The 15380-nt window shown below is 68.2% G+C and carries 19 protein-coding genes; 12 read left to right on the top strand and 7 right to left on the bottom strand.

The annotated features are described in order from the left end of the window. Positions 1-5 precede the first annotated feature (5 nt). Genes AC1DUN_RS09960 through ptsP form a run of 5 tightly spaced genes read left to right on the top strand, consistent with a single transcriptional unit; the run spans position 6 to position 4305 of the window. Positions 6-557 (top strand): hypothetical protein, encoded by a 552-nt coding sequence (locus AC1DUN_RS09960; protein ID WP_477713816.1) that lies wholly within the window; start codon positions 6-8, stop codon positions 555-557. Between the two features lie 5 nt (positions 558-562). After that, complete coding sequence (locus AC1DUN_RS09955) at positions 563-1861, top strand: MFS transporter (protein WP_477713815.1); 1299 nt, start codon at positions 563-565, stop codon at positions 1859-1861. Further along, a complete protein-coding gene (locus tag AC1DUN_RS09950; protein ID WP_477713814.1) occupies positions 1858-2301 on the top strand; it encodes a PTS sugar transporter subunit IIA in 444 nt (147 codons plus the stop codon). Before AC1DUN_RS09955 ends, AC1DUN_RS09950 begins: the two co-directional genes overlap by 4 nt. Beyond that, on the top strand, positions 2270-2539 hold the full coding sequence (locus tag AC1DUN_RS09945; RefSeq protein WP_007869021.1) for an HPr family phosphocarrier protein: 270 nt from the start codon (positions 2270-2272) through the stop codon (positions 2537-2539). Before AC1DUN_RS09950 ends, AC1DUN_RS09945 begins: the two co-directional genes overlap by 32 nt. Further along, positions 2536-4305, top strand: a complete 1770-nt coding sequence (ptsP, locus tag AC1DUN_RS09940) for a phosphoenolpyruvate--protein phosphotransferase (protein WP_477713813.1) — start codon at positions 2536-2538, stop codon at positions 4303-4305. Before AC1DUN_RS09945 ends, ptsP begins: the two co-directional genes overlap by 4 nt. Positions 4306-4309: 4 nt before the next feature. Here ptsP and AC1DUN_RS09935 read toward each other — a convergent pair whose 3' ends face one another. Continuing rightward, complete coding sequence (locus AC1DUN_RS09935) at positions 4310-5365, bottom strand: amidohydrolase family protein (RefSeq protein WP_477713812.1); 1056 nt, start codon at positions 5363-5365, stop codon at positions 4310-4312. A 162-nt stretch (positions 5366-5527) separates the two neighbouring features. Here AC1DUN_RS09935 and AC1DUN_RS09930 point away from each other — a divergent pair, with 162 nt between their 5' ends. The 5 genes from AC1DUN_RS09930 to AC1DUN_RS09910 are packed head-to-tail and all read left to right on the top strand — an operon-like array spanning position 5528 to position 8801. Then, entirely contained in the window at positions 5528-5986 is a 459-nt protein-coding gene (locus AC1DUN_RS09930; RefSeq protein ID WP_074578688.1) for a Spy/CpxP family protein refolding chaperone, read from the top strand. Next, entirely contained in the window at positions 5979-6431 is a 453-nt protein-coding gene (locus AC1DUN_RS09925) for a DUF4260 domain-containing protein (RefSeq protein ID WP_477713811.1), read from the top strand. Before AC1DUN_RS09930 ends, AC1DUN_RS09925 begins: the two co-directional genes overlap by 8 nt. Next, positions 6431-6796 (top strand): hypothetical protein, encoded by a 366-nt coding sequence (locus AC1DUN_RS09920; protein ID WP_477713810.1) that lies wholly within the window; start codon positions 6431-6433, stop codon positions 6794-6796. Before AC1DUN_RS09925 ends, AC1DUN_RS09920 begins: the two co-directional genes overlap by 1 nt. A gap of 32 nt (positions 6797-6828) precedes the next feature. Further along, a complete protein-coding gene (locus AC1DUN_RS09915) occupies positions 6829-7515 on the top strand; it encodes a response regulator transcription factor (protein WP_477663891.1) in 687 nt (228 codons plus the stop codon). Next, entirely contained in the window at positions 7512-8801 is a 1290-nt protein-coding gene (locus AC1DUN_RS09910) for a sensor histidine kinase (RefSeq protein WP_477713809.1), read from the top strand. The genes AC1DUN_RS09915 and AC1DUN_RS09910 overlap by 4 nt, the downstream gene beginning before the upstream one ends. Here AC1DUN_RS09910 and AC1DUN_RS09905 read toward each other — a convergent pair. Beyond that, on the bottom strand, positions 8798-9703 hold the full coding sequence (locus tag AC1DUN_RS09905) for a LysR family transcriptional regulator (protein ID WP_477713808.1): 906 nt from the start codon (positions 9701-9703) through the stop codon (positions 8798-8800). The genes AC1DUN_RS09910 and AC1DUN_RS09905 overlap by 4 nt on opposite strands. A gap of 148 nt (positions 9704-9851) precedes the next feature. Here AC1DUN_RS09905 and AC1DUN_RS09900 point away from each other — a divergent pair, with 148 nt between their 5' ends. Then, a complete protein-coding gene (locus AC1DUN_RS09900; RefSeq protein WP_477713807.1) occupies positions 9852-11318 on the top strand; it encodes an MFS transporter in 1467 nt (488 codons plus the stop codon). Here the strand turns inward: AC1DUN_RS09900 and AC1DUN_RS09895 are convergent. Further along, positions 11281-12120 carry a DMT family transporter gene (locus AC1DUN_RS09895; protein WP_477713806.1) on the bottom strand — a complete coding sequence of 280 codons (840 nt, stop codon included), beginning with the start codon at positions 12118-12120 and terminating at the stop codon, positions 11281-11283. The two genes, AC1DUN_RS09900 and AC1DUN_RS09895, sit on opposite strands and share 38 nt — an antisense overlap. A 245-nt stretch (positions 12121-12365) precedes the next feature. Between AC1DUN_RS09895 and AC1DUN_RS09890 the strand changes: the two genes are divergently transcribed. Continuing rightward, on the top strand, positions 12366-12560 hold the full coding sequence (locus AC1DUN_RS09890; protein ID WP_007868991.1) for a hypothetical protein: 195 nt from the start codon (positions 12366-12368) through the stop codon (positions 12558-12560). Here the strand turns inward: AC1DUN_RS09890 and AC1DUN_RS09885 are convergent. From AC1DUN_RS09885 to AC1DUN_RS09870, 4 genes are read right to left on the bottom strand one after another with little or no spacing between them, the layout of a single operon-like run. After that, on the bottom strand, positions 12554-13255 hold the full coding sequence (locus AC1DUN_RS09885; RefSeq protein WP_477713805.1) for a helix-turn-helix domain-containing protein: 702 nt from the start codon (positions 13253-13255) through the stop codon (positions 12554-12556). The two genes, AC1DUN_RS09890 and AC1DUN_RS09885, sit on opposite strands and share 7 nt — an antisense overlap. A 10-nt stretch (positions 13256-13265) precedes the next feature. Further along, a complete protein-coding gene (lipA, locus tag AC1DUN_RS09880; protein ID WP_477713804.1) occupies positions 13266-14303 on the bottom strand; it encodes a lipoyl synthase in 1038 nt (345 codons plus the stop codon). 38 nt (positions 14304-14341) lie between these two features. Next, a complete protein-coding gene (gene lipB, locus AC1DUN_RS09875; RefSeq protein WP_477713803.1) occupies positions 14342-15028 on the bottom strand; it encodes a lipoyl(octanoyl) transferase LipB in 687 nt (228 codons plus the stop codon). A 21-nt stretch (positions 15029-15049) separates the two neighbouring features. Continuing rightward, on the bottom strand, positions 15050-15367 hold the full coding sequence (locus AC1DUN_RS09870; RefSeq protein WP_413328639.1) for an HP0495 family protein: 318 nt from the start codon (positions 15365-15367) through the stop codon (positions 15050-15052). Positions 15368-15380 lie beyond the last annotated feature (13 nt).

Genomic DNA, 15380 nt, shown 5'->3' with positions numbered 1-15380 from the left:
GATCCATGAATCGCTGTAAAGTCCAAGGCATGCTTACGATTTGCGGGTACACCGCCCGTCCCGTCGCTGCTTTGCTGGCGGCCATGACCCTGTTGGCGGCCTGCAGCCCCACCCTGAACTGGCGCGAAGTGCGGCCCGAGGGCACGCGCCTGGCGCTGCTGCTGCCCTGCAAGCCCGACAAGGCGCAAAAAACCGTGCCCCTGGGCGGGCCGGCGACGCCGCTGTCCATGCTGGGCTGTGATGCCGGCGGCGCGACCTTTGCCGTGGCGGTGGCACAACTCGGTGATGCGGCCCAGGCCGAGCCCGTGCTGGCGCAATGGCAAAGCCTGACGCTGGCGAATATGAAAGCCGGGCCCGCGCAGCTGGCGCCGCTCAAGGTTTCCGGCGCAGCCGCCGTGCTGGTCAAGGCCCAGGGCCGTCGCCCCGACGGCGCGGTGGTCGAGGGGCAGGCCGCCTATTTCGCCCAGGGCGCACAGGCCTTCCAGGTGGTGCTGTATGCCGACCGCATTGCGCCCGAGGTGGCCGAGACTTTTTTCTCCAGCCTGAAATTCGAATGATTCGAATGACGAGCGCCCAAACCTCTATGTCCGCCGCGCGCAATACATCGGTCGCGCCGTCCGAGGCCGGCCGGCTGGATGCCTGGACGGGCGCGGTGGTGTTTCTGGCCTTTGCCGCGGCCTACTTTTGTTCGGCGCTGGTGCGGGCCATCACAGCCACCTTGTCGCCGGTGCTGACGCAGGAGTTTTCGCTGCATGCGCGCGACCTGGGCTTGCTGGCCGGCGGTTATTTCCTGGGTTTTGCGGCCACGCAGCTGCCGCTGGGTACCTGGCTGGACCGCCATGGGCCCAAGCGCGTGATCCTGAGTTTTTTAAGCATTGCCGTGCTGGGCTGCCTGGCGTTTTCGCAGGCCACGAGTTTTGCCTGGCTGCTGGCGGCGCGTGTGCTGGTGGGCATGGGCGTGAGCGCCTGCCTGATGGCGCCGCTCACCGGCTACCGCCGCTGGTTCGAGCCGGGCACGGTCTTGCGCGCCAATTCCTGGATGCTGATGACGGGCTCGCTGGGCATGCTGGCCTCCACCCTGCCGGTGCAGTGGCTGATGCCGGTCACGGGCTGGCGGCCGCTGTTCTGGATACTGGCGGCCATGATTGTGCTGTCCATGGCGGCCATCGCCTGGGTGGCGCCGGTGTGGAAAACCGGCCATGCCGCGGGGCCGGCCGGGGAGGCTGAAGAGTCCGGTTACGCGCCCATCTGGCGCAGCCGCTATTTCCGCAAGATGACGCCCATGGCCTTCTTCAACTACGGCGGGCTGGTCGCGGTGCAGACCTTGTGGGCCGGGCCCTGGATGGTCAAGGTCGCGGGCTACACGCCGCTTGAGGCCGCCACCGGCCTCTTCTATATCAATGCCACCATGCTGCTGACCTTCTGGAGCTGGGGCATGGTCAATCCCTGGCTGTCGCGCCAGGGCTGGTCGGCGGACCGGCTGATCACCTGGGGCGTGCCCGTCAGCATCGCGGTGCTGGCCTTTAACATCGCGGCCGGCGCGTCCACCGGCTGGCTGGGCTGGGCCTTGTTCTGCATGGGCTGCAGCGTGATGGGCCTGGCGCAGCCGGCGGTGGGCATGGCCTTCAAGCCTTCGCTGGCGGGGCGGGCGCTGTCGGCCTACAACCTCATGATTTTTGCCGGCGTGTTTGTCGTGCAGTGGGGCATAGGCCTGCTGATCGACGTGTTTGCCGCCCTGGGCCTGGGCACGCTGGCGAGCTTCCAGGCGGCCATGGGGGTGTTATTGTGTTGTTGTATCGCCTCATATGGGTATTTCCTCAGTGTGCGCGCCGATAATTCAGTGGAACCCGAAAACCCATGAACGGCATCTTCATCATCGCCCACGCCCCGCTGGCCTCCGCCCTGCGCCAGTGCGTGCTGCATGTCTTCCCCGACAACGCGCCCGGCGTCGCCGCGCTGGACGTGCAGCCCAACATGCCGCCCGAGGAAACCCTGGCCCAGGCCCGCATCATGCTGGCCCAGCTGGGCACCTCGCATGCGCTGGTGCTGGCCGACGTCTTCGGGGCCACGCCTTGCAACGTGGCGCAAAAACTCGTCGACGGCGTTCATTCCAAACTCATCACCGGCATCAACCTGCCCATGCTGCTGCGCACCGTGTCCTACCGGCACGAGTCGCTGGACGCCCTGGTGGCGCGCGCCCTCATAGGCGCCACGCAGGGCGTGATGCAAGTCGCCATTACCGCACCGCAAAACCAGGTGCGCCGAAACCATGATCAAGACCAGCACGAACATCAGCAATAAGCTGGGCCTGCACGCCCGCGCCTCCGCCAAACTCACCAAACTCGCCGGCAGCTTCGGCTGCGAGGTCTGGATGAGCAAGGGCGAGCGCCGCGTCAATGCCAAAAGCATCATGGGCGTCATGATGCTGGCCGCCGGCCTGGGCAGCACCGTCGAGGTCGAGACCAACGGCAACGATGAACAGGCCGCGATGGAGGCCATCCTGGCCTTGATCGCCGACAAGTTTGGGGAAGGTGAATGACCTTTTCCGTCCACGGCCTGGCAGTCTCGCGAGGCATCGCGATAGGCCGTGCCGTGCTCGTGGCCTCCAGCCGCGCCGACGTGGCGCACTATTTCATCGAGGACGAGAAGACGGCCGATGAGATCACGCGGGTGCGGATTTCGCGCAACGCGGTGATGGAGGAAATCACGCGCCTGCAGCAGGACCTGCCCAAGGACGCGCCGCACGAGCTGGCCGCCTTGCTGGACGTGCACCTGATGCTGCTGCAGGACGAGCAGCTGATCAGCGGCGTCAAGCACTGGATCGTGGATCGCCACTACAACGCCGAGTGGGCGCTGACCACGCAGTACGAAATCATCGCGCGCCAGTTCGACGACATGGAGGACGAGTACCTGCGCGAGCGCAAGGCCGACCTCGAGCAGGTGGTCGAGCGCATCCTGCGCCACATGAAGGGCGTGGCCTCGCCGGTGCAGCCGGCTGCCCAGGCGGGCGCGGGCCGCAAGCTTTCGCAGCAGGACCTTCTGCTGGACGACACCACCGACGTGCCGCTGGTGCTGGTGGCGCACGACCTCTCGCCGGCCGACATGCTGCAGTTCAAGCAAAGCCTGTTCGCGGGTTTTGCCACCGACGTGGGCGGCAAGACCTCGCACACCGCCATCGTGGCGCGCAGCATGGACATCCCGGCCGTGGTGGGCGCGCGCAGCGCCAGCCAGCTGATCAAGCAGGACGACTGGGTCATCATCGACGGCGATGCCGGCGTGCTGATCGTCGACCCCTCGCCCATCATCCTGGCCGAGTACGGCTTCAAGCAGCGCCAGGGCGAGCTGGAGCGCCAGCGCCTGAACCGGCTGAAAAACACCCCCTCGCTGACGATTGACGGGCAGCGCGTGGAGCTGCTGGCGAATATTGAAATGCCCGAGGACACCCTGGGCGCGGTGACGGCCGGCGCGGTCGGCGTCGGGCTGTTCCGCAGCGAATTCCTGTTCATGGGGCGCAGCGGCAAGCTGCCCGACGAGGAAGAGCAGTACCAGGCCTACCGCAAGGCGATTGAAGGCATGCACGGGCTGCCGGTCACCATACGCACGGTGGACATAGGCTCGGACAAGCCGCTGGACCGCCATGCCAAGGCCCAGGACACCCATTTGAACCCGGCGCTGGGCCTGCGCGCCATACGCTGGAGCCTGGCGGACCCGCCCATGTTCCTCACGCAGCTGCGCGCCATCCTGCGCGCGGCCGCGCACGGCCAGGTCAACCTGCTGGTGCCCATGCTGGCGCACGCCACGGAAATCCGCCAGACCATGTCGCTGATAGACCATGCGCGCGCCACGCTGGACAACAACGGCACGCCCTACGGCCCGGTGCGCCTGGGCGCGATGATTGAAATCCCGGCGGCCGCGCTCACGCTCAAGCTGTTCCTGAAGTACTTCGACTTTTTGTCGATAGGCACCAACGACCTGATCCAGTACACGCTGGCCATAGACCGCGCCGACGAGGCGGTCTCGCACCTGTACGACCCCTGCCACCCGGCGGTGCTGCGCCTGATCGCCGACACCATTGCCGAATGCGATGCCCAGGGCAAGGGCGTGAGCGTCTGCGGCGAGATGGCCGGCGACGTGGGCATGACGCGGCTGCTGCTGGGCCTGGGCCTGCGCAGCTTTTCCATGCATCCCTCGCAAATCCTGGCGGTCAAGCAGCAGATCCTGCGCGCCGACGCCTCCAAGCTGCAGCCCTGGGCCGAACAGGTGCTGGCCAGCGAGGACCCGGCCGCACTGCTGCAGTCCGCCTGAGCGTTCAGGCGCCCCAGTTCTTCCCGGTCACCAGCCGCCAGGCATTGCCATAGGCGATCTTGTGGCGCGCGGCTTCGCTGAGCGGCGCCAGGATCAGGTTGCGTTGCCGGCCCATGGCGGTCCGGTACATGGATTCGACCGGCGGCCGGTAGTCGCTGGCCGCCACAAAGCGCTCGGGAAATTTCTCGAGCAAAGCCTGCCATTCGCTGCCCAGCCGCCCGCCCTGGAAGAGGGTGGAGTCGCGTGCCCCCGAAGGGCGGTAGATGTTCTCGGGGCGCGGCACCGCCAGGTCGAAATGCAGGCCGGGAAAGCGTGTGATCAGCGAGGCCACGTAAGCGGGGTTGTAGGTCTTGGCGCGCTCCGGGTAGCGGACCATGCCCAGGTGGCACCAGATGACCTGCGCCTTGGGGTAGCGCGCCAGCATGCCTTCCAGCACCGGGAGCAGGCTGTCTTCGATTTCGTAGTGGATCTGGAAGGCCGTGCCGCTGTCCTCGCTGAGCTGGAACAGCGCCTGGCCCGCGGGCCCGTCCAGCGGCACGGTGATGTCGCGGGCGAAGTTGCGGGCTTCAACCTGTTCGGGGGAGGGGTAGTGGCGAAATTCGTACTCCCCCATGGTGTGGTAGCGGCCGGTCTTGAGGTCACCGGCCACCTTGCTCACAAAGGCGTCGGGGTTGTTCCACCAGCGCGGGAACTCGCCGCTGCTGGTCGTGGGGATGAAATAGCCGGGGTACTGGCGGTGCAGTTCCAGCGAGGGCTCGGAGTCCGGTGAAAAGGCCGGCGCAAAAGCGATCTGCGCAATGTCGGTCTCGTCCATCCAGGCCATGATCTGGGGGATGTTGGTGGTGCCGGCCACATAGGTGGCCTCCATGTCGATGAGGGGCAGGCGGCCCTTGTCGAGCATGCCCTGCAGCCGTTGCCGCCAGGCTTCGATGGAGGCGGCGCGCGCGGCCGGGTCGGCGGCGCTTGCGGGCAAAGCTTGTGAAAAAGCCGGCAGGCTCAGGGTGGCCAGCGCGGCGGCCGGTGCTGCTGCGGTGCGCTGCAGAAAACGTCGACGATCCATGTGTTTGATCCCTCCTCGGGGCCCCCGGCCCTTTTTTCGCTGCCTATCTTAGGGGAAGAGCCCCGCCGAAACAAAGCGAAACATGCCGCAACCGTCGCGAAAACACCGCCGCGCCCGGCGCGGGCACCATGAAGAACCTCAACACCTCCCGCAAGGCTCTTCATGAAACACCGCATCAAAAAAACCCTGCTCGGCCTGTTTGGCGGGGCGCTCATCATCGGCAGCCTGGGCGCCTGCTCGCACGGCGGCCACGGCTGGCATGGTGACCCGGGCTCACCCGAAGCGCGCGCCCGCATCGTCGAAAAAATCGGCTCGCGCCTGGACCTGGACGCCGCGCAGAAACAAAAGCTCGCCGTGCTGGCCGACAAGCTGCAGGCCCAGCGCACCGCGCTGCGCGGCGCCACCGAGCCGCGCGAGGCCTTTCGCGGCCTGTTTGCCGGCAACAAGCTGGACCAGGCCGGCGCCAAAAAGCTGATCGATGAAAAAACCGCGGCCCTGCAGTCCGGCAGCCCCGAGGTGATCGCCGCCGCGGCCGACTTCTTCGACAACCTGCGGCCCGAGCAGCAGCAGAAAGTGCGCGACTTCATGGAGCGCGGCCGCCGCTGGGGCTACCGTGGCTGAGGCGCTGGTCTTTCTGCCCGGCCGCATGGCGCGCAGCGTGCGCCGCGAGGCGGCGGCGACGCCCGGCAGCGCCAATGGCGGCGTGCGCCTGCTGCTGCGCGCCGAGGGGCTCGTGGTGCTCGCCGCCTCGGTGGCGGCCTATGCCCAGTTCGGCGCGGGCTGGGGCTGGTTCGCGGCGCTGTTCCTGCTGCCCGACCTGTCCTTCGCGGCTTACCTGGCCGGGCCGCGCTGGGGTGCGCTGGTTTACAACGCGGCGCATTCCTATCTAGGCGCCGTCGGCCTGCTGGCCGTGGGCGTGGTCGGTGCTTCGCCCCTGCTGCTGGCCGCGGCGCTGGTCTGGTGCGCGCACATCGGCTTTGACCGCCTGCTCGGCTACGGCCTCAAGTACGGTGCGGGTTTTGGCCATACCCACCTGGGCCGGCTCGGACCGCAGGACCCATGGTGATGGCTGCCCAGGCCTCGCGCATGCTGCGTGGTTTTCTGCTGCTGGAGGCCGGCCTGCTGGGCGCGGCCTCCATGGTGCATGCCGGCCTGTTGCTGCAAGGCCATGCCCATGGCCAGGCGCGCATCGCCGAGGCGGTGATTGCTGCCGTGCTGATGGCGGCCTGGGCCCTGAGCTTCGCACTGCCGGGTCGCACGCGCAAGCTGGCGCTGCTGGGCCAGGCTTTCGCCTTGCTCGGCACGCTGGTGGGCCTGTTCACCATCGCCGTCGGCATAGGGCCGCAGTCGGCGCCCGACCTGGTGTTTCACTTCGCGCTGGCCGCCTTGCTGCTGGCGGGGCTGTACTTCGCGCGCCGCGCGCACGCCTGAGGCGGGCCGCGATTTCTCCCTATGATGCTTGCATGCCCCGCATACTCCTGATCGACGACGACGAGCACCTGGCCGCGCCGCTGGCCGCCTACTTCGCGCGTTTTGACTTTGTGCTGGACAGCGCCCTGCGCCCCGGCGAGGGCCTGGCCAAACTGCGCGCCGGCACTTACGACGCGGCCATCCTGGACGTCATGCTGCCCGAGATGGACGGCTTCGCGCTGTGCCGCGAGATCCGCAAGGAAAGCGACATCCCGGTCATCATGCTGACCGCGCGCGGCGACGTGATGGACCGCGTGGTCGGCCTGGAGCTGGGTGCCGACGACTACCTGCCCAAGCCTTTTGAGCCGCGCGAACTGGTGGCGCGCGTGCAGACCATTTTGCGGCGCCAGCGTGCCGTGGCACCGGCGGCCGGCCCGCGCCGTGTGTTCGAGGGCCTGGCGATCAACCTGGAAACCCGCGAGGTGCTGCGCCTGGGCGAGAAGGTCGAGCTGACCGGCACCGAGTTCGAGCTGCTGGCGCTGCTGGCGGCCGACCCGGGCAAGGTCTTCAACCGCGACGACATCCTGAACCGCCTGCGCGGCCACGAGGCCGAGCTGTACACGCGCGCCGTTGACATCGTGGTGAGCCGGCTGCGCAAAAAACTCGAGCCGCTGGACTGCATCAAGACGCTGCGCAACGCCGGCTACACGCTGGCGGTGGGCAAGCCGGGCGCGCCATGAGGCGCAAGCACTGCCGCCCTTCGCGGCCCGAGCGCTGGCGCCGCCGCTGGGGGCATTCGCTGCGGCTGCGCCTGATCACGGTCTTCCTGCTGCTGGCGCTGGCCATGGGCGCGGTCTTCATGAGCGGAATGCAGCGCGCCTTTTCCAGCGGCTGGCGCGATGCGGCCAGGCCCCTGGTCAGCGACTACATGGACCGGCTGGTGGCCGACCTCGGCTCGCCGCCCGACCTGGGCCGCGCGCAGGCGCTGGCGGCGCGGCTGCCGATCTCGATACGCATAGAGGGGCCGCAGGTCAACTGGCAGTCGCACCCGGACCGGCAGTTCTTCGGCGGCCGCGCCAGCGAGTGGCTCAGCCGCACCACGGCCGACGGCCACAAGGTGGTGTTCGGCCCCGGCACCATTCCCTCGCACGGCATGTTCGGCTGGATCACGCTGTCGCTGCTGCTGTGCCTGCTGGTGGGCGCCTATGCCTATGTGCGGCGCCTGCTGCGACCGCTGGACGACATACGCGCCGGGGCCGAGCGCTTCGGCCGCGGTGTGTTCGACACGCCCATCCCGCTGCGCCGGCGCGACGAGCTCGGCGACCTGGCCGCGCGCGTCAACACCATGGCGCACGACATCAAGGCCATGCTGGACGCCAAGCGCGGGCTGCTGCTGGCGCTGAGCCACGAGCTGCGCTCGCCGCTGACGCGCGCGCGCCTCAATGCCGAGCTGCTGCCGGTGCAGGGCGAGGGCAGCGCGCCGCGCGAGCGCGAGGCGCTGCTGCGCGACCTCGGCGAGATGCGCGACCTGATCAGCGACCTGCTGGAAAGCGAACGCCTGGCCAGCCCGCACGCGGCGCTGCAGCGCGAGACCGTGGACCTGGCCGCGCTGGCGCGCGAGGTGGCGGCCGACATGCCGCAGGCGGCCGCCGTGGTGCTGGACTTGGCGCCGGACCTGCCGGCGCTGGCGCTGGACCGCATGCGCGTGCGTCTGCTGCTGCGCAACCTGCTGGACAACGCGCTGCGCTACAGCGCCGGCGCGGCCCAGCCGCCGCATTTGTCGCTGCAGGCCGGGGAGGGCGGCGGCGTGATGCTGGAGGTGCGCGACTTCGGCCCCGGCGTGGACCCGGCGCAGCTGGCGCATTTGACCGAGCCTTTTTTCCGCACCGATGGCGCGCGCCAGCGCGCCACCGGCGGTGTCGGCCTGGGCATGTACTTGTGCCGGCTGGTGGCGCAGGCGCATGGCACGACGCTGGAGGTGCGCAATGCGGCGCCGGGGCTGGCGGTGCAGGTGCTGTGGCGCTAGAGCGCTACTGACTGCCCGGCACACACCTCGCGCACGCAGGCGCGCAGCCAGCGGTGCGCCGGGTCGGCATCCAGCCGTGGGTGCCACAGCAAGGACACGGTGAACTCGGGCGTGGCGACCGGCAGCGCAAAACTCAGCATGCCGGCGCGCAGCTTGCCGGTATGGCGTTCGGGCAGGCTGGCGACCAGGTCGGAATCGCCGGCCAGGGCCAGCGCGGCCGAAAAACTGCCGACGATGGCGGCGACCTCTCTTTGCAGGCCCAGCGGCGCCAGGGCCTCGTCCACCGGCTCGGCGCCCAGGCCGCGCCGCGAGACGGCGATGTGCCGGGCGGCCGCGTAACGTGCGGGTGTGATCTCGCCTTCGGCCAGCGGATGGCCCTGGCGCACCACGCCGATGAAACGGTCGCGGAACAAGGCCTGCACGCGCAGCTCAGGCGCGGTGGCCTTGCCGATCACACCGGTTTCCAGGTCGACATCGCCATCGCGCAGCGCTGTGCTGTCCTTGTCGAGTTTTTGCACAAAACACAGGCGCACGCCGGGCGCTTCCCGGCTTAGGCGGGCAAGCAGCGCGGAGCCGAAGTTCTCCACAAAACCTTCACGGGTGCGCAGGGTGAAGGTGCGCGCGAGCTGCTGCAGGTCGAGCTTTTCGGCGGGGCGCAGCGTGGCCTCCACGTGCTGCACCAGTTGACCGACCTGCTCGCGCAATTCAATGGCCCGGGGTGTGGGCACCAGGCCGCGCCCGGCCCTGACCAGCAGCGGGTCGCCCGTGGTTTCGCGCAGGCGGGCCAGCGCCCGGCTCATGGCCGAGGGGCTGAGCCGCAAACGCCTGGCCGCGCCGGCCACGCTGCCTTCGGCGAGCAGCACGTCGAGCACCACCAGCAGGTTGAAATCGGGCATGGACATGCCCGCACCATAGCGCATTTGGGCTTGGCATGGCGTCAAACGCACGAATAAAGTGCAAATGCTGCGTCTTCCGCTATGACTGGCAAAAACCTAGGCTTGAGGCAGCCCTGTTGCGGGTTTTGTCTAACTAAATAAGAGAGCGGAATCCATGTCCAAGCCAATCCCTACACAAGCCGGTGCCGCTGCGGCATCGCCGCCCATGCCGCCCGCGGCTCGCTGGGCGCTGGCCAGCCTGTCGCTGTCCATGCTGCTGTCCGCGTTGGGCACCAGCATCGCCAATGTGGGCCTGCCCACGCTGGCGCAGGCCTTCAATGCCTCTTTCCAGGAGGTGCAATGGATAGTGCTGGCTTACCTGCTGGCCATCACCACCTTGATCGTGGGCGCCGGGCGGCTGGGCGACATGCTCGGACGGCGGCGCCTGTTGCTGGCCGGTATCAGCCTGTTCACGGCGGCTTCGCTGCTGTGCGCCGCCGCGCCCACGCTGGGGCTGCTGGTCGGGGCCCGCGCGCTGCAGGGCCTGGGCGCCGCCGTGATGATGGCGCTGACCATGGCGTTTGTCGGCGAGACGGTGCCCAAGGCCAGGACCGGCAGCGCCATGGGCCTGCTGGGAACCATGTCGGCGGTGGGCACCGCCCTGGGCCCCTCGCTGGGCGGCGTGCTGATCGCCGGCCTGGGCTGGCGGGCGCTGTTTTTTGTCAATCTGCCGCTGGGCTTGCTGGCGCTGTTCCTGGCTTACCGCCACCTGCCGCTTGACCGCAGGAACGCGGCCGGCAAGGCCGGGTTTGATGTGCTGGGCACGCTGCTGCTGGCCCTGGCGCTCGCGGCCTATGCGCTGGCCGTGACCCTGGGCCGCGGCAGTTTCGGTTCGCTCAATATCGCGCTGTTGCTGGCGGCGGCCCTGGGCGCGGGCCTGTTTGTGCTGGCCCAGTCGCGGGTCGCCTCGCCGCTGCTGCGGCTGGCGATGTTTCGCGACCGCGTGCTGAGCGCCAGCCTGGTGATGAATGTGCTGGTCGCCACGGTGATGATGGCGACGCTGGTGGTCGGGCCTTTTTATTTGTCCCGCGCGCTGGGCCTGGGCACGGCCATGGTGGGGCTGGTGCTGTCGGTGGGCCCGGTGATTTCCGCGCTGAGCGGCGTGCTGGCCGGCCGGGTGGTCGACCGCCTGGGCGCGCCGGCCATGGTTGCCGCGGGGCTGGCCGCCATGGTGGCGGGCTCGGCGGCGCTGTCCGTGCTGCCGGGGCTGTTCGGCCTGGCGGGTTATATCGCCGCCATCGCCGTGCTGACGCCGGGCTACCAGCTGTTCCAGGCCGCCAACAACACGGCGGTCATGGTGGATGTGCCGCCGGACCGGCGTGGTGTGGTCTCCGGCCTGCTCAATTTGTCGCGCAACCTGGGCTTGATCACCGGGGCTTCCGTCATGGGCGCGGTGTTCGCGTTGGCCTCGGCGGCCAGCGATATCACGGCGGCCAACCCTGACGCGGTGGCCGGCGGCATGCGCACCAGCTTCGCGGTCGCGGCCGTACTGGCCTCAATCGCGCTGGCCCTGGCGCTGGCCAGCCGCGCGCTCGCGGCGCGGCCTAGCGGGCCCGCGTGCCCAGCACCGCCGCGCCTATGATCATCGCCGCCGCCAGGCCTATGCTCCAGCTCAGCGCGCGGCCGCTCACCAACATCAGCAGCGCGGTGGAGCCCAGCGGCGTGAGGTAGCTCAGGATGCCTATCTGCCGCGCGTCGCCCAGCTTGAGGGCCTTGTCCCAGAGGAAAAAAGCCGCGCCCAGCGGGCCCAGGCCCATCACGGCCAGCAGCAGCCAGTCTTGTGCCGACAGCGTCGCCGCCGGCTCCAGCGCCCAGTGGCACAGCAGCGAGAGCAAACCCGACACCAGGCCGAACAGGCCTATGGCCGCGGTGGGAAAAGCCGGCACGCGCTGGGTCAGCAGCGAGTAGCTGGCCCAGATCAAGGCCGAGCCCAGCGCCGGCAGGTAACCCCAGGACCAGCCCCCTGCGGCGGTCCCGCCGGCCGCGCCCAGGATGGCAATCGCCGCGCCGGCAAACCCCAGCAGGGCCGCGGCCACATGCACGCCGCGCAGCCGCACGCCGCGAAGAAACAGCGGCGACAGCACCACCATGAACAGCGGCCACAGGTAGTTGACCAGGTTGGCCTCGACGGCGGGCGCGTGGCGCAGCGCGATAAAGAGCAGGAAGTGAAAACCGAAAAGGCCGTAGACGCCCAGCGCGAGTGTGGCGGCGGGAATTTTCCATAAGGCGCGGTCCCGCAGCACAAAAGGCAGGGCCAGCAGGCTGCCGGCCAGCAGCGCCACACCGGTCAGCAGAAAAGGCGGAACATGTTTGAGCGACACGCCTAGCGAGGCAAGCAGGGCCCAGAGGGCGATGGCGCCCAATGCATAAAGATTGGCAGGCATGGCGCGAGCATAAAAGCCGCCGCGGCTGGAATCGTCGCGCAACGACGCTGTTCCAGCGCACAACGACGTTGAAGAGCTCGCGCCAGGGCCATGTGCGCCTGCCGTCCTACAGCAATGCCTACATCCGGTAACCAGTTTCACCTGGCGGGTGTGTGCCGGACACTTCCCGGGCGCGGCTGGCGCGTTCAATGAGGGTGCAGATGTTCTGACAACACACCGAGGCCCGCAGCCTCAAGGAGACTCTCATGAAAAAGCTTTCCATCCTCCTGCTCTCGCTCGTGGGCTTTCTGGCCTTGTCGGGTTGCGTGGCCTATCCCGTGCCTTACGACAACGGGCCGCATTACCGCGGCGGCCCCGGTCCTGGCCCGCGTTATGACCGTGACGGCGACGGTGTCAGCGACCGCTACGACCGCCGGCCCAACAATCCCTACCGCTATTGAGGTTGTGACTGCCGCCTGAGCGCGGCCGTCAGCGCCGAGGGCGAGTGGTAGCCGCAGTGCAGCGCGGTGTCGGCCACGCTCATGCCGCGGCCGCGCAGTTGCAAGGCCAGTTCCAGGCGTTGCCGGCGCAGCCAGTGCATCACGCTGAGGCCGGTTTCGCGCCGGCAGCGCGCGGCGAACTGCGTGGGGCTTAAAAACACCTGGGCGGCGAGCTGCGCCACGCTGAGCGGTTCGTGCAGGCGCTGCTGTGTCCAGGCGGCCAGCTGTTCCCAGTCTATGGGGCGGCGGTAGCGCGTGGTGCGCGGCGCAAACTGCGCCAGCGGCTGCCAGGATTCCAGCAGCAGGGCCGGGCCGTAGTGCTGGGCCAGGCTGCCGCGCTGCTGCAGCGCGTGGGCCAGGTAGTTGCCCAGGGCCAGGGCCTGCGCGGCGTTGGCCGGGTCGGCGGCGCAGCGCGCCCAGCCTGCGTGTGGGGTGTCCAGCACGATGCAGCGGCTGCCTTCGCGCGATTCAAAGTCGTGGTGCTCGCCGGGCGCGATCACACAGCCCTGGCCGGCCGCGACGCGGCGCCCGCGTCCCCGCAGCTCGAGTTCGAGCACGCCGTCCAGTCCCAGCAAGACTTGGAAATGCGGGTGCGCATGGCTGCCGTGGGAGGCGCCGTAGCGGCGCAGCGACAGGGAGCCTTGCGGCGCGTTCATGTTCCGTGGATTAAACGGCGGCAGCCGCCGCGTCGGCCTTGTCGGCCACGCCGGCGGCATGGGCCTGCTGGTCGGCGTGGTAGCTGCTGCGCACCATGGCGCCCACGGCGGCGTGGGTAAAGCCCATTTTGTAGGCTTCTTCCTCGAACATCTTGAAGGTGTCGGGGTGCACGTAGCGGCGCACCGGCAGGTGGCTGGTCGACGGCGCGAGGTACTGGCCTATGGTCAGCATGTCGATGTTGTGGGCGCGCATGTCGCGCATCACTTGCAAAATTTCCTCGTCGGTCTCGCCCAGGCCCACCATGATGCCGCTCTTGGTCGGCACATCGGGGTGCAGGGCCTTGAACTTCTTGAGCAGGTTCAGGCTGAAGGCGTAGTCGCTGCCGGGGCGCGCTTCTTTGTAGAGGCGCGGCGCGGTCTCGAGGTTGTGGTTCATCACGTCGGGCGGCGCGGCTTTCAGGATCTCGAGCGCGCGGTCGTCGCGGCCGCGGAAGTCGGGCACCAGGATTTCAATCGTGGTGGCGGGCGAGAGTTCGCGGATTTTCTGGATGCATTCAACAAAGTGGCCGCTGCCGCCGTCGCGCAGGTCGTCGCGGTCCACGCTGGTGATCACCACGTATTTGAGCTTCAGCGCCGCGATGGTTTTCGCCAGGTTCAGCGGTTCGTTGACGTCCAGCGGGTCCGGCCGGCCGTGGCCCACGTCGCAAAACGGGCAGCGGCGCGTGCATTTGTCACCCATGATCATGAAGGTAGCCGTGCCCTTGCCGAAACATTCGCCGATGTTGGGGCAGCTGGCTTCTTCGCAGACGGTGTTGAGCTTGTTTTCGCGCAGGATCTGCTTGATCTCGTAAAAGCGCGTGGTCGGGCTACCGGCCTTGACGCGAATCCAGTCGGGCTTTTTGAGCATTTCGCCCTGCACCACCTTGACGGGGATGCGCGAGAGCTTGGCCGCGGCCTTTTGTTTGGCCAGCGGGTTGTAGCCTTCCAGGGCCTGGACTTCGCGGACCACGGGGTTGGCCGTGGTTTGGAGGGGGTCGGGTGTGCTCATGAATGTGTTTCGTGTTGGCGGCAGGGGGCATTTGCGCCTCAGGGCGCCAGGTAGGTGGCGAGCTTGCGGCCCAGCACATCCGCGGCGTCCTGCCAGCTTGCCGATACCCCGATTGTAGAAAGGTCTGTGGTTTGCAGTCCTACGTAGCCGCAAGGGTTGATGCGCGAGAAGGGTTCCAGGTCCATGGCCACATTGAGCGCCACGCCGTGGTAGGTGCAGTGCCGGCTGACCTTGATGCCCAGCGCGGCGATCTTGCCCAGGCCGCGAAACGGGTCGGCCGGGTGCATGGGGCCGGTCAGTGCGGCGTGCGAGGCCGGGTCGTCCAGGCGCACATAAATGCCGGGCGAGCCGGCCACGCGGTGGCCGGTGACGCCGAAGTGCGCCAGGGTCTTGATGACGGACTCTTCGATGCGGTAGACATATTCCTTGACGTAGTAGCCGGCGCGCTTCAAGTCAATAAGCGGGTAGGCCACGACCTGGCCGGGGCCGTGGTAAGTCACCTGGCCGCCGCGGTTGGTCTGCACCACCGGGATGGCGCCGGGATTGAGCAGATGGTCGGGCTTGCCCGCCAGGCCCTGGGTATAAACCGGCGGGTGCTCGCAAATCCACAGCTGGTCGGGCTCGCCCTCATCGGCGCCCGGGTGGCGGGCGGCCGTGAAGGCCTGCATGGCTTCGTAGGTGGGTAGGTAGTCGACCCGGCCCAGGTGGCGTGTTTCAGCCTGCATGTCTGCAGCTTCAGCGGTGGCCTAGAGGACCACCTTGACCATGGGATGCGTGGACAGCGTGCGGTAGAGCTCATCGAGCTGTTCGCGGCTGGTGGCGGTGACAGTGACGGTGACGCCCAGGTATTTGCCGCCCTTGCTTTCACGCAGCTCTATGGTGGAGGCGTCGAAGTTCGGGTCGAACTGGTGCGCCACCGAGGTAATGGCGGCGACCAGCCCGTCGACCTTGTGGCCCATGACCTTGATGGGGAACTGCGAGGGGTATTCGATCAGCGACTCCTGGCGCGAAGGCTCGGAGCCGGGAACTCCGATGATTTTCGGGGTGTCGGGCGATGTGGTCATTACAAGGGGTCCT

The organism is Polaromonas sp. P4_F6, assembly GCF_056401275.1.
Note: the sequence above shows the minus strand (reverse complement) of the source record. Positions and strands in the feature narration are given on the sequence as shown.